This is a genomic window from Brucella cytisi, assembly GCF_038433355.1.
Classification (GTDB): Bacteria; Pseudomonadota; Alphaproteobacteria; order Rhizobiales; family Rhizobiaceae; genus Brucella; species Brucella cytisi.
The window spans coordinates 108,294-121,247 of the sequence record NZ_JBCAUP010000004.1 but is presented as its reverse complement, the minus strand read 5'-3'; the positions used below and the strand labels follow the sequence as shown (position 1 = coordinate 121,247).

Below are 12,954 nucleotides of genomic sequence, written 5' to 3'. Positions count from 1 at the left end.
TAGAGCGCATTTCGATCTGATTGAGTCAGATCGGCGCTCTAACGGTCTGTTTTGACGCGCATCTTATCCGAAACCGTTTCACACTTTTCGGGATGCGCTCCAACTTGGGACGCTCGAGAGGCGGAAAACCAGTGTCCGATATAGTCAAATTCGATGATGAGGCAGTCCAGCGCGCGGTGGAAGTGCTGCGGCGCGGCGGTCTTGTCGCCATTCCAACCGAAACTGTTTATGGCCTTGCCGCCGACGCTTCCAGCGGCGAGGGCGTGGCGGGTATTTTCGCGGCCAAGGGGCGGCCTCAGTTCAACCCGCTGATCGCGCATGTGAGCGGCATCGCCATGGCCGAGCGCTATGTCATTTTTGACGCTCTTTCGCGCAAGCTTGCCGAACTGTTCTGGCCCGGCCCATTGACCATCGTGCTGCCACTGAAGGACAGGCAGGACACTGCCCGTCTCATTTATCGTCCAATCCATCCGCTTGTGACCGCCGGGCTTTCGACCCTCGCCATCCGCATGCCGCTTGGCCGTGTGCACGATATCATTGAGGGACTCGACAGTCCGGTGGCAGCGCCGAGCGCCAACACGTCGGGCCGCATCAGCCCGACAAGCGCCGATGCGGTTGCAGACGATATTGGCGATAAGCTGGATCTCATCCTCGATGCCGGCCCTTGTGGTGTTGGGGTTGAATCCACCATCGTCAAGGTTGATGGCAACAAAGTGCATCTGCTTCGTCCGGGCGGGCTGGCTGCGGAAGAAATCGAGGCCGTCATCGGCGAAAAGCTCGTGCGCGCCGACCAAACATCGGCAATTCAGGCGCCGGGCATGATGGCATCGCATTATGCGCCCGATGCTGCGATGCGGCTTGATGTCGGCTCGGTGCTGTCGGGCGAGGCCCTGCTTGCCTTTGGCCCGCAGCGCGTGGCCGGTTCTGATACGGCAAAGGCGATCATGAATCTGAGTGCTAATGGAAATTTGCGGGAAGCAGCGGCCAATCTGTTCGACTTCATGCGCAGGCTGGATGCGACAGGTGCCGCCACCATCGCTGTCGAGCCTATCCCCTTTGAAGGCCTCGGCGAGGCCATCAACGACCGTTTGAAACGCGCGGCGGCCCCGCGTTAACATCCTCCTATGTAAGAGACAGACTATGCTGGATACCGCTCTGATCGAACGTTTCTCCGCCATCGTGGGCGAAAAGAATGCGCTCACCGCGCCGGAAGATCTCGCCGCTTATCTCGTCGAGCAGCGCGATCTCTATCACGGTCGCACACCTCTCGTTCTTCGTCCGGGTTCGACGGAAGAAGTCGCTGCTATCATGAAGCTTGCCAGCGAGACAAAAACACCTGTTGTACCGCAGGGCGGTAATACTGGCCTCGTCGGGGGGCAACAGCCCGATGAAAGCGGCGCGGCCATTATTCTGTCGCTTGGTCGTATGAACCGCATCCGCAATCTCGATACAGTCGGCAATCTGGTAACACTTGAAGCCGGTGTCATTCTGAAGAATCTTCAGGAAGCCGCTGAAAAGGCCGGTCGCCTGTTCCCTCTGTCGCTGGGTGCCGAAGGCTCTTGCCAGATCGGCGGCAATCTTGGTTCCAACGCTGGCGGCACGGCAGTGCTTGCCTATGGCAACATGCGCGAGCTTTGCCTCGGTCTTGAGGTTGTGCTGCCGACCGGAGAGATTCTCAACGATCTTCGCTATGTGAAGAAGGACAATACCGGCTACGACCTGAAAGACCTTTTCGTCGGTTCGGAAGGCACGCTCGGCGTCATCACGGCTGCCGTGCTGAAAATCTTCCCGCAGCCGAAGGGCAAGGGCGTGGCTTATGCGGGCCTGCGCAATCCGGAGGATGTGCTGCGCCTGTTCCAGCTTGCGACGGAACATGCAGGCCCATCGCTGACCGGCTTCGAATTGATGCCGCGCGTGGGTGTGGAATTTACGGTGCGCCATGTCGATGGCGTGCGCGATCCGCTCGAAAGCCCTCATGACTGGTATGTGCTGATCGATATTTCTTCTACCCGCTCGGAAGAGGATGCGCGCACGACGCTAGAAACGATCCTGACCGAAGCCTTCGAGAGCGACATTATTCAGGATGCGGCCATCGGCGAAAGCGTGGCGCAGGCACAGTCCTTCTGGAAAATGCGTGAGGAAATGTCCTGGGCACAGAAGCCGGAAGGTGGCTCGATCAAGCATGATATATCCGTGCCGGTTGCTTCCATTCCTGCCTTCATCCACGAAGCCAATGCAGCGACGCTGGAAATGATTCCCGGTGCGCGCATCGTTTGCTTCGGCCATATCGGCGACGGTAATCTGCACTACAACGTTTCGCAGCCTGTCGGCACCGACAAAGAAGCCTTCCTTGCGCGCTGGCACGAACTGAACCACCGTATTCACATGATCGTCGCGAGCTATACGGGTTCGATTTCGGCTGAGCACGGCATTGGTCAACTGAAGCGTGAAGAACTGGCCTTCTTCAAGCAGGATGTCGCGCTCGACCTGATGCGCCGCATCAAGTCGGCGTTCGATCCGGCAGGCATCATGAACCCCGGCAAGGTTCTGTAAAAATAGCATATTTCCACGAAGTAAGACGGGCGATGTTAGCGCGCAGATCTGATTTAATCAGATCTGCGCGCTAACTGTTTTTTGAACCCGCATCTTGTCCGAAAACCGTTTCACACTTTTCGGGATGCGCTTTAACCGCCCGTTTGTTTTAGTAAACACTTCTTCAGAAGAATTTCCGAATTCTTACACCTGGTTGCAATCTGCTAACCAAAGGAAAAGGCAGGAAAAAGTTAACTTAACTCATTAAGCTCGTCGGTAATAAACCGCGCCTATTCTCCATCTCAACGAAGAGCAAAAAGCTCGACCAAGGGAAGTCGGAATAACCGGCTCCCAACAATAAAAAAGACAGAGAGACAGAGGCGTCGAAAATGATGAGCAAGGGACTGAAGCCCGATTGGGCAGGACGGGAATTGCGGCTTGATCCGTTTCACTTTCCGCAGGTTGTGAGCTATGCGACCCAAGACGGGAGCAGCGACGTTACCTTCACCATCAACGAGCGCGGCGCAGTGATCCGGCAGGTTCTGCCGTCAAGCGGTCTGCCGATGTCCATCGCTCTCCCGGCCAACGCATTTGTCGGCGTTACCGCCCGTGCGGTGGAAGATGAGTTCGGCGAAATCACAGTGACGCTGGAGTTGATGCATGAAGACCCGCAGCTTTCCGTTCCCCTGCTGGTCGCCCATGATTTGACCGACGTTGCCGCCGACTGGCGTGCCTGGGCTGCAAGCTTCAATCTGCCGATGATGCTCGTTGAGGAAGACGGCGTCGCCCGCCCGCTTTACGAAAGCACAGGCGCTGTCCGCGCCTACCAGCCGCAGGCTCGCCGTCAGGGGCAGGAGCCGCGCCGGCGCCGTCCGCGTTTTCTTGCTCGCCGCAAGACCGGTACGCTTGGTGTCCGTCTGGTGATCTCGGGTAAGGAAATCATTGCTCGAAATTGAATCTGAAAAGGTTGCCTGAGATAAAGTGACCCTTTCAAAAAATTCGGCTGACCTCCAAAAGCCCCCGGACGTCTTGGGGCGCATCCCGAAAAGTCGAAACCGTTTTCGGAAAAGATGCGCTCAGAAAAGAAGACATCCGGGTTTATTTTTTGCGGCTGAGGAACGCCATGACAGCCTCGCGGGCTTCATCGGAGGTAAGCCGTTCAGCAAAATGTTTGGCCTCACGCGCAATGCGTTCGGAAACTTTTTCAGCTGGCATGCGCATCAGCGTACGGGCGATTTGCATGGCCTGCGGAGGCTTGGCAGCGATTTCTTCTGCGGCCTTCATCACTTCCGTTTCCAGCGCATCCTCGGCAACGATCTGATAGACGATCCCGGCTTCCTGTGCGGCTTCCGCGGTAAATCCATGACCGAGCGCCAGCAGGGCAAATGCCTTTTGATGTCCCATCAGCGGTGGTGCCAGCAGGCTGGAAGCTGCTTCCGGCACAAGGCCGAGATCGACGAAAGGCGTGCGGAACAAGGCGCGCGACGTTGCAAATGTCAGGTCGCAATGCAGGTGGATGGTCGTGCCGATGCCGATGGCAAGGCCATCGACACCGGAAACGATCGGCTTCTTTGCGCTGGAAAGAGCACCCAGAAAATCGAGAATATCGTTGCCGAGATCGCCGCCCAATGCCGCGACCATGAAATCCTGCATGTCATTGCCGGATGAGAATGCACCCGGAACCCCGAGAAACACATGCACACGCACCGCGTCATCGGCATCGCCGTCCTTGAGCGCCTTTGTCATAGTGGCATACATGGCGCGGGTAATGGCGTTTTTCTTGTCGGCCCGGTTAAGACGGATGATCTGGATCGCGCCTTTGCGCTCAATCAGGATGTGTTCGCTCATGCTTATGCCTCCAGCGCGGATTTGGCGGCGGCAAGGCTGGCAGCGCCGGTGATGACTGTGTCTTTCAGGGACGATACTTCGGTAAGCATATTTTCCGCAAAGAAGCGGCTCAGCACTGCGCGACCGCTATCGTCATCCGCGAGCCCCGCACGCGCGAGATAGGCGCCGCCGGAAACGAGTGACAAAAGCCGCTGATAAGGCGTGGCTCCGGCAAGTGCTGCCTCAAGCTGCCCTTCGGCAACTGCCTTTTGCAGCCAGTCCGTGGCTTCGCGGGCCTCATTGATGGCCTTGGAAAGGCGAGCGCCGGTTTCGCCGAGTTCCGGACGATTGGATGCGGCGGCCTTGTCGGCGTCGTCCTGCAATTCTGCAAGGAAGCCCTTGATATGCTCGCCATGCCCAAGCGGCAGCTTGCGCGCCACGAGGTCGATGGCCTGAATGCCGTTGGTGCCTTCGTAGATCGGGGTAATCCGGGCATCGCGCAGCAATTGCGCAGCACCTGTCTCTTCGATGAAGCCCATGCCGCCGTGAATCTGGATGCCCAGCGAAGCGACATCCACGCCTGCATCGGTCGCGAAGCTCTTGGCTAGCGGCGTCAGTAGACCGGCGCGATCTGACCAGAACTGCTGATCCGCGCCCTCCGTTGCATGGCTCATATCAATGGCATGCGCGCAGGAATAGGTGATCGAACGGGCAACCTGCGTCAGTGCCTTCATGGTCAGCAACATGCGCTGGACGTCTGGATGCTCGATAATCGGGCTCATGCCTTGCTTAGGATCAGCACCGATGGCGCGGCCCTGCTTGCGCTCCTTGGCATAGGCAAGGGCCTGCTGATAAGCGGCCTCGGCAACGCCGACACCCTGAATGCCGACCAGAAGACGCGCATTGTTCATCATCGTGAACATGCAGGCTAACCCACGATTTTCCTCGCCGATCAGGTAGCCGACGGCACCCTGTTCTTCATCCTTCACGAAACCATCGCCATAGATCATGGTGCAGGTTGGCGAGGCATGGATGCCCATCTTGTGCTCGAGGCCAGAGCAGAACAGATCGTTCCTGCGGCCAAGCGAGCCGTCATCGTTGACGAGGAATTTTGGCACGAGGAAAAGCGAAATGCCCTTCGTCCCGACCGGGGCATCGGGCAGGCGCGCCAGCACCAGATGCACGATATTGTCGGTCAGGTCATGCTCGCCATAGGTGATGAAAATCTTCTGGCCGAAGATGCGGTAGCTGCCGTCACCGGCGCGTTCCGCACGGGTACGCAGTACACCAAGATCGGAACCGGCGTGCGGTTCAGTCAGGTTCATCGTGCCCATCCACTCGCCGCTGATGAGCTTTTCGAGATAGATGTCCTTCAACTCCTTGGAGGCGTGCTTTTCGACCGCTTCGACGGCACCCATGGTCAGTGTCGGCGCGATGGCGAAGGCCAGCGTGCCGGAGTTCCACATTTCGCTCACTGCCACCGACATCATCGTGGGCAGGCCCTGACCGCCATATTCCGGCGTGCCGGTCAGCGAGTTCCAGCCGCCTTCGATCCAGTCGCGGTAAAGCTCTTTCCAGCCCGGCGCGGTGGTGACAACGCCGTCCTTGACGGTCGCGCCATGCTTGTCGCCGGTGATGCGTAGAGGCTCGACGCGCTCTGAGGCAAACTTGCCAGCTTCTTCCAGAATGGCAGCGGCAAGATCGGCGGAGAATTCGGGGAAGCGGTTGTCATCGAGGGCTTTCTCCAGCCCTGCAACCTTCATCAGCGTATGGGAAATTTCAGAAACCGGCGCGCGATACATCTTTCCTCCGAATATGTTTCGCGGACTTCTCCTCAGAAGCCCACCCTGCGCCGGCGCGTCATGCAATCCGGCAGGAGCCATTTTGGCTGTTCAATACAAGAGCTATCGGCTTATTACGTAAACGTCAATATAATGCAGCCGCTTCATAGCCATTTGTATGGAGGTGAACGAACCAGGCATTATCCGCCTGTGAGGACCGAATCTCGGCGGTTACAGATAATGCTGTCGAGGCTATTTCTTGTGGGCTTGGGTTTCCCGTTCCACGGCGCGCCAGCCAATATCGGAGCGATAGAAGCCTTCCGGCCAGTCGATGAGCTTTACGGCTTCATAGGCGCGCGCCTGTGCTTCGGCGACTGTGTCGGCAATGGCGGTGATGTTGAGCACGCGGCCTCCGCTGGCAACGATGCTACCGTCCTTCTCCGCTGTTCCCGCGTGGAAGACCTTGACGCCATCGATGCCTTCGAGCTTGTCGAGGTCGCGGATGACGCTACCCTTCTTCACATTGGACGGATAGCCTTCCGCAGCCATTACTACAGTCAGCGCAGGCTGGTCTTTCCAGTCGAGAGATACCTGATCCAGCTTGCCGTCCACAGCAGAATTGATGAGCGCGAGCAGGTCGCTGTTGAGGCGCATCATTAGAACCTGGCATTCCGGATCACCGAAACGGGTGTTGTATTCGATGAGCTTCGGGCCGTCCTTACCGATCATCAGACCGAGGAACAGGATGCCGGAGAATGGTGCGCCGATTTCGGCCATACCGTGCATGGTTGGTTCGATCAGTTCACACATGGTGCGTTCGACGGTTTCCGGCGTCATGACCGGAGCCGGAGCATAGGCACCCATGCCGCCTGTATTCGGGCCGGTATCGCCGTCGCCGACGCGCTTGTGGTCCTGCGCCGAGCCGAGCGGCAAGGCGGTCTTACCGTCGCAGATGCAGAAGAAACTTGCTTCTTCGCCGTCCAGAAATTCTTCGACCACCACTTCGGCACCGGCAGAACCGAATGCGCCCTCGAAGCAGGCATCCACCGCGTCGAGCGCTTCATCCAGCGTCATTGCAACAACTACGCCCTTGCCTGCGGCAAGACCGTCAGCCTTGACGACGATGGGTGCACCCTGTTGGCGGATATATGCCTTGGCCTTTGGCGCATTGTTGAAGCGGCCATAAGCGCCTGTCGGAATATCGAAGCGTGCGCAGAGATCCTTGGTAAAGCCCTTCGATCCCTCAAGCTGCGCTGCGGCCTTGGAGGGACCGAACACACGGATGCCCTCTGCGCGCATGTCATCGGAAAGGCCAGTCACAAGTGGCGCTTCTGGTCCAACGATGACGAGGTCGATCTTCTTGCTCTTGGCGAACGCAATCAGGGCCTGATGGTCATCGACACCGATGTCGACTAGTTGCGCGACCGTCGCAATGCCGGGATTGCCGGGAGCGCAATAGAGTTTTGTCAGTGACGGAGAAGCGGACAGTTTCCAGGCCAGAGCATGTTCACGACCGCCAGAACCGATTAAAAGAACTCTCATTGCTTGCTCCGTCTTCGCCGGGGTTATAGTGATGGCTGCATATATCAAGGATTTCGCCATGTCACAGCCCGAACTACACGGATCGATTCAGTCACGCAATGCGCAAGGGCGTGTAAAGGATGCTCCATCGGGCCATTGGGTATATAAGCTGCTGCCGCATTGGCTCTGGCCCTATGCACAGCTCGCCCGCTGGGATCGTCCGATTGGCTGGCAGCTTCTGCTCTGGCCATGCTGGTGGTCGGCAGCGCTGGTGGCAGGTGCGGGCGCCAAGCCTGGCGATGGCGCCTGGGTCGTCATGCCTTCGATCTGGCATCTCGTTCTGTTCCTGATCGGTGCCATTGCCATGCGTGGCTCCGGCTGCACCTATAACGATCTTGTCGATCAGGATATTGACGACAAGGTGGATCGCACGCGTTCAAGACCGCTGCCTTCGGGGCAGGTGACACGCGGTCAGGCCAAGATTTTTCTGGTTCTGCAGGCGCTGGTTGGTCTTGTGGTGGTGCTGCAGTTCAACTGGTTTTCTATCGGGCTTGGTATTGTCTCGCTTCTAATCGTCGCCGCTTATCCTTTCATGAAACGCATTACCAACTGGCCGCAATTCGTGCTTGGTCTTGCGTTCTCATGGGGCGCACTCATGGGCTGGGCTGCGGTGGAAGGTTCACTCAGCCTTGCACCGGTGCTTCTTTATATCGGCGCGATCCTGTGGACGATCGGCTATGATACGATCTATGCGCATCAGGATAAGGAAGACGACGCACTGGTGGGCGTGCGCTCTACGGCGCGCCTGTTCGGTAAGCACACCAAAACGGCGCTGATGATCCTCTATGGCGGCGCTATTGGTTTCTTCGCGGCGGCTTTCGCTGTGGCACAGGTGCCGATGCCAGCATTGGCCGGATTGCTCGCAGCGGGCGTACATCTCTATCGTCAGATCATCGTGCTTGATATCGACAATCCCGATCAGTGCCTGAAGCTGTTCAAATCCAACAATATCGTTGGCTGGTTGATTTTCCTCGGGCTCGTTCTTGGAAGTCTCTGGGTGGCGGTCAAGCCGCTGGTATAAATAAGAAGGCCACCGTGTCCGGCGGCCTTCTTATTATCGGATTACGGATAAAGCCGTTCCTTGTTCCAGTCGCCCTCTGGCGTCGGGCGTGTGAACAGAACGCGGTCATGCAGGCGGAACGCCCTGTCATGCCAGAATTCAATCGAGACCGGACGAATACGGAAGCCTGACCAGTAGGACGGGCGTGGAATATCGCCAATGGCATATTTTGCAGTATATTCTGCAACGGCCTTTTCCAGCGCAAAACGGCTTTCCAGAGGGCGTGATTGCTTGGACGCCCAGGCGCCGATGCGGCTGCCGCGTGGGCGTGAAGCGTAGTAGGTGTCGGCCTCGGCGTCGCTGACTTTCTCCACCGCGCCGCGCACGCGCACCTGACGTCGCAACGTCTTCCAATGGAAGCACATGGCAGCCTTTTCCGCCGACAGGATTTCCTTGCCCTTGGTGCTCTCATAATTGGTGTAGAAAACGAAGCCCTGTTCGTCGAAATCCTTCAGCAACACCATGCGCACATTGGGCAGGCCATCGGGATCGACTGTTGCCAGCGCAACCGCATTGGGATCGTTCGGTTCGCTCGCTTTGGCGTCAGCGAGCCAGTCGGCGAAAAGTTTGAACGGCTGGGAGGATTCGGTGAAGTCGTCGCTTGCGTTTGTCATTTTGGATATTTCAAAAGCCTGTCGGAATTTTGCGGACCATCCAGCAATGGAATCCCCGCCAAAGAAACCCCAATGGGGCGGGTCGGGAGGGAGCTTCTTCCATAACCGGCATTTTGTCCATGGTTTAACTGGGATGCGTCGTCGCAGGACCCGGTCCGGCTTTACTTAGCGGGCAACTTCTTATAGGGCCCAGTCAAGGTAGGGACTATGCCAAAACTCGATTGTTTGACGCCTTATATTGTAATTTTCTTAAATTCGATCAGATTGCAATCATGGCCTTTTGCTCGGTATCATCGGGCACGCCATCGAGACCTCGCTGAACATCGCTGCATGGGTGGGGGAGTTCGACCAGTCGCTCTATTTTGCTATCGAAAGTTATGCGCTTGTCTGTGTGATCTATAGTGGCATGATCTGGAATTTCGGCTTTATCGCCATGGCGATGAACCGCCTGCATGGCAATATGGTCAAGGTAGCAGAAACGGATGAGCTGACCGGACTTCCAAACCTCCGTCATTTCATGAAAAGGCTGGCAAGGGCCGAACTTGCATCCAGTGAGGACGGGATAACCTATACCGTCATGCTGATCGATACCGATAATTTCAAGCAATGGAACGATACATACGGCCATGGGCTGGGCGATTAGGCGCTCGCGCATTTTGCCGATGTGGCGGTCGATGTCCTCAATCGACGCGGTGTGCTGGCACGCCACGGCGGCGATGAACGCGTCATGTTCTCCTCCTCCTGAAAAGTAGCTGGCCACCAGTTGAGCGGACCTCTGTCGATCAGGATTCAGAAAACCGGGAACATCGTCTGACAGTTGAATAAAGTGCGGAGTTGGGCGTTGTGCTCCGATTCCGATTTGTTTACCTTTCCGGCACACTGCTTGTTAACTCAAGTTCACTCATAATCCCTGCATCTTTAGCGTGTAAAAATAAGGGAATAGCGTTGGCTGTCGAGACGCTTCGCCACAAGGACAATCTCTGGAGCCTTAGCTGCGGCGCAAATGCGCTGCGCACGACCGCGATTGGCATATGCATCTTCTCGCTTGCCGGTTGCGCCATGGGTGGCGTGAGCATTGAAAAAGCCGTTCCTGATTCTTCTGCTATCACCGGATCGGTGAAACAGTCGCAGCCGGTTGAAACCGATTCCGGCAAACTTTCCGATCAATCCGCGATTAAGAACGTTGTTTCTGCGCTCAATTTCACGGAATGGGGCAAGAAACCTGTACCATGGGCCAATCCCGATACGGGCAGCCAGGGCACGATCACCACGATTGCCGAGAACAGCAAGAACAACCAGCTTTGTCGTGAATTCGAAACCTCGCGTGAAGCTTTTGACGGTGTCTCCATCTATCGCGGCGAAACCTGCATGCAGCGCGGCGGTCAATGGACGGTCACTTCTTTCGCTCCGATCTGAGGGTCCGATCCCAACAATCACCTGTCGGTCTGCCGCTTTTTGATCCACCCACCGAAAAGAAAACTCCGGTTTGACTGGAACTTTTCCGGCCAGGTGCGCATATTATGGGCAACGAGTCATACTTATCTCACAGTTATTTTCCTGAAAGAGGAACTATATGCGCGATCCCTATAGCGTGCTGGGCGTCGCCAAAACGGCGAAGCCAGAGGAAATAAAATCGGCTTTCCGCAAACTGGCCAAAAAGCACCATCCGGATCAGAACAAGGATGATCCGAAAGCGCAGGAGCGCTTCGCAGAACTGAACCAGGCCTATGAAATTGTGGGCGACAAGGACAAGCGTGGTCAGTTTGACCGGGGCGAGATCGATGCCGAAGGCAAGCCCGCCTTTCAGGGGTTCACCGGCGGACAAGGCTTCGGCGGCGCTCACGGTGACCCGTTTGCCGGCTTCCGGCAGGGTGGTGACGGCAACAGTCACTTCGAATTCCGTTCTGGTCCCGGCGGCTTTCAGCAGGGCGGCGGTTTCGGCGGCGCGGAAGATATTCTGAACGACCTTTTCGGTGGTGCTTTCGGTGGGGGCGCCCGTGCTGGCGGTGCGCGTCAGCGTGGCCCGGCCAAGGGAGCCGACCTTTCCGCGTCCATTAATATTACACTGGAGCAGGCGGTCGGTGCGGAGAAGGTCGAAGCGATTTTCCCGAATGGCAAACACCTGAAGATCAAATTGCCGAAATTCGTCGAAGACGGTCAAACCATTCGGCTGAAAGGGCAGGGTGAGCCGTTGATGGGTGGAACAGCCGGCGATGCGCTGGTCACTATACACTTCAAGGCGCATCCGCGGTTTCGCCTCGACCAACGTGATGTCCATGTCGATCTGCCGGTCGAGCTTGCCGACGCGGTTCTTGGCGGCAAGCAGGAAGTCGAAACGCTGGATGGGCGTATCGCAGTCAAAATCCCGGCCTGGTCGAGTTCCGATCGCGTGCTGCGCCTGAAAGAAAAAGGCCTCCCGTTGAAAGCTGGCGGGCGCGGCGATCTCTACGTTCATGTGCGGATCATGCTGCCGGAAGGCGGCGACAAGGAACTGGAAGAATTCCTGCAAAAGCGCAAAGTCGCTTGAGCTCTACTTCAATCGTTTAAAGCCGGGTGTTGTCTCTTTGCGGCAGTAAAGTGACAATGCCCGGCTTTTTCACTGCAATTGCTTGAAGGAGAGCCGAGCCTGTGCGATAGGGCAACAAGTTAATTGTTTTCAATGAGGACCCCTAATGACCGCACAGTCAGGTTTGTTGCAGGGCAAGCGTGGATTGATTCTGGGCGTCGCCAACAACCGCTCCATCGCATGGGGTATTGCCAAGGCCGCTCGTGATGCAGGCGCAGAGCTCGCATTCACCTATCAGGGCGATGCATTGAAGAAGCGTGTCGAACCGCTGGCTGAAGAGCTTGGCGCATTCGTGGCAGGACATTGCGATGTGGCTGATGCTGCCAGCATGGACGCTGTTTTCGAGACGCTTGAAAAGAAGTGGGGCAAGCTCGATTTCGTCGTGCATGCCATTGGGTTTTCCGACAAGGACGAGCTGACGGGCCGTTATGTCGATACGTCGGAAGCCAATTTCACCAACACGATGCTGATCTCGGTCTATTCGCTGACTGCGATTTCGCGTCGCGCGGAAAAGCTGATGGCTGACGGTGGCTCGATCCTGACGCTGACCTATTACGGTGCCGAAAAGGTCATGCCGAACTATAACGTCATGGGTGTTGCCAAGGCTGCACTCGAAGCAAGCGTGAAGTATCTGGCGGTTGATCTCGGGCCTCAGAACATTCGCGTCAATGCGATTTCGGCTGGTCCGATCAAGACGCTGGCCGCTTCGGGCATCGGAGACTTCCGCTATATCCTCAAGTGGAACGAATACAACGCGCCGCTGCGCCGTACCGTTACCATTGAGGAAGTGGGCGATGTCGGCCTTTATTTCCTTTCCGACCTGTCCCGTTCGGTGACAGGCGAAGTCCATCACGCGGATAGCGGCTATCATGTCATCGGCATGAAAGCTGTTGACGCTCCGGATATTACGGTCGTGAAAGACTGAGGCAGCGAATACAAAATCCCGAAAAGTTGACCGGCTTTTCGGGATTTTTCTTTGTTTCCCGCTGCGGG

12 protein-coding genes are annotated in these 12,954 nt (G+C 57.0%); 8 read left to right on the top strand and 4 right to left on the bottom strand.

Annotated elements, in window-relative coordinates:
* Window positions 1–92 precede the first annotated feature (92 nt).
* From AAE521_RS05155 to AAE521_RS05145, 3 genes are all read left to right on the top strand, one after another.
* Window positions 93–1,115, top strand: coding sequence for an L-threonylcarbamoyladenylate synthase (locus AAE521_RS05155; protein WP_374864424.1), 1,023 nt, complete (start codon window positions 93–95; stop codon window positions 1,113–1,115).
* Between the two features lie 25 nt (window positions 1,116–1,140).
* The gene (locus AAE521_RS05150) at window positions 1,141–2,553 is read left to right on the top strand and encodes an FAD-binding oxidoreductase (protein ID WP_071633358.1); all 1,413 of its coding nucleotides are present in this window, start codon (window positions 1,141–1,143) and stop codon (window positions 2,551–2,553) included.
* A 368-nt stretch (window positions 2,554–2,921) separates the two neighbouring features.
* Entirely contained in the window at window positions 2,922–3,488 is a 567-nt protein-coding gene (locus AAE521_RS05145; protein ID WP_071633359.1) for a DUF6101 family protein, read from the top strand.
* Window positions 3,489–3,630: 142 nt separating this feature from the next.
* Here the strand turns inward: AAE521_RS05145 and AAE521_RS05140 are convergent, their stop codons facing one another.
* From AAE521_RS05140 to purD, 3 genes are all read right to left on the bottom strand, one after another.
* On the bottom strand, window positions 3,631–4,380 hold the full coding sequence (locus tag AAE521_RS05140; protein ID WP_342060662.1) for a crotonase/enoyl-CoA hydratase family protein: 750 nt from the start codon (window positions 4,378–4,380) through the stop codon (window positions 3,631–3,633).
* Between the two features lie 2 nt (window positions 4,381–4,382).
* Entirely contained in the window at window positions 4,383–6,161 is a 1,779-nt protein-coding gene (locus tag AAE521_RS05135; RefSeq protein WP_071633361.1) for an acyl-CoA dehydrogenase family protein, read from the bottom strand.
* A 231-nt stretch (window positions 6,162–6,392) separates the two neighbouring features.
* Window positions 6,393–7,682, bottom strand: a complete 1,290-nt coding sequence (gene purD / locus AAE521_RS05130; protein ID WP_071633362.1) for a phosphoribosylamine--glycine ligase — start codon at window positions 7,680–7,682, stop codon at window positions 6,393–6,395.
* Window positions 7,683–7,740: 58 nt separating this feature from the next.
* Here purD and ubiA point away from each other — a divergent pair, with 58 nt between their 5' ends.
* Window positions 7,741–8,742: a 4-hydroxybenzoate octaprenyltransferase gene (gene ubiA, locus AAE521_RS05125; protein WP_071633415.1), complete on the top strand. Its 1,002-nt coding sequence runs from the start codon at window positions 7,741–7,743 to the stop codon at window positions 8,740–8,742.
* Window positions 8,743–8,783: 41 nt separating this feature from the next.
* Here ubiA and pdxH read toward each other — a convergent pair whose 3' ends face one another.
* Complete coding sequence (pdxH, locus tag AAE521_RS05120; protein ID WP_071633363.1) at window positions 8,784–9,395, bottom strand: pyridoxamine 5'-phosphate oxidase; 612 nt, start codon at window positions 9,393–9,395, stop codon at window positions 8,784–8,786.
* Between the two features lie 280 nt (window positions 9,396–9,675).
* Between pdxH and AAE521_RS05115 the strand changes: the two genes are divergently transcribed.
* From AAE521_RS05115 to fabI, 4 genes are all read left to right on the top strand, one after another.
* Window positions 9,676–10,038: a GGDEF domain-containing protein gene (locus AAE521_RS05115; RefSeq protein WP_342060661.1), complete on the top strand. Its 363-nt coding sequence runs from the start codon at window positions 9,676–9,678 to the stop codon at window positions 10,036–10,038.
* A gap of 302 nt (window positions 10,039–10,340) precedes the next feature.
* Window positions 10,341–10,811, top strand: coding sequence for an RT0821/Lpp0805 family surface protein (locus tag AAE521_RS05110; protein ID WP_071633364.1), 471 nt, complete (start codon window positions 10,341–10,343; stop codon window positions 10,809–10,811).
* A gap of 157 nt (window positions 10,812–10,968) precedes the next feature.
* On the top strand, window positions 10,969–11,922 hold the full coding sequence (locus AAE521_RS05105) for a DnaJ C-terminal domain-containing protein (RefSeq protein WP_071633365.1): 954 nt from the start codon (window positions 10,969–10,971) through the stop codon (window positions 11,920–11,922).
* 145 nt (window positions 11,923–12,067) lie between these two features.
* Window positions 12,068–12,886, top strand: a complete 819-nt coding sequence (gene fabI / locus AAE521_RS05100; protein ID WP_071633366.1) for an enoyl-ACP reductase FabI — start codon at window positions 12,068–12,070, stop codon at window positions 12,884–12,886.
* Window positions 12,887–12,954: the final 68 nt, after the last annotated feature.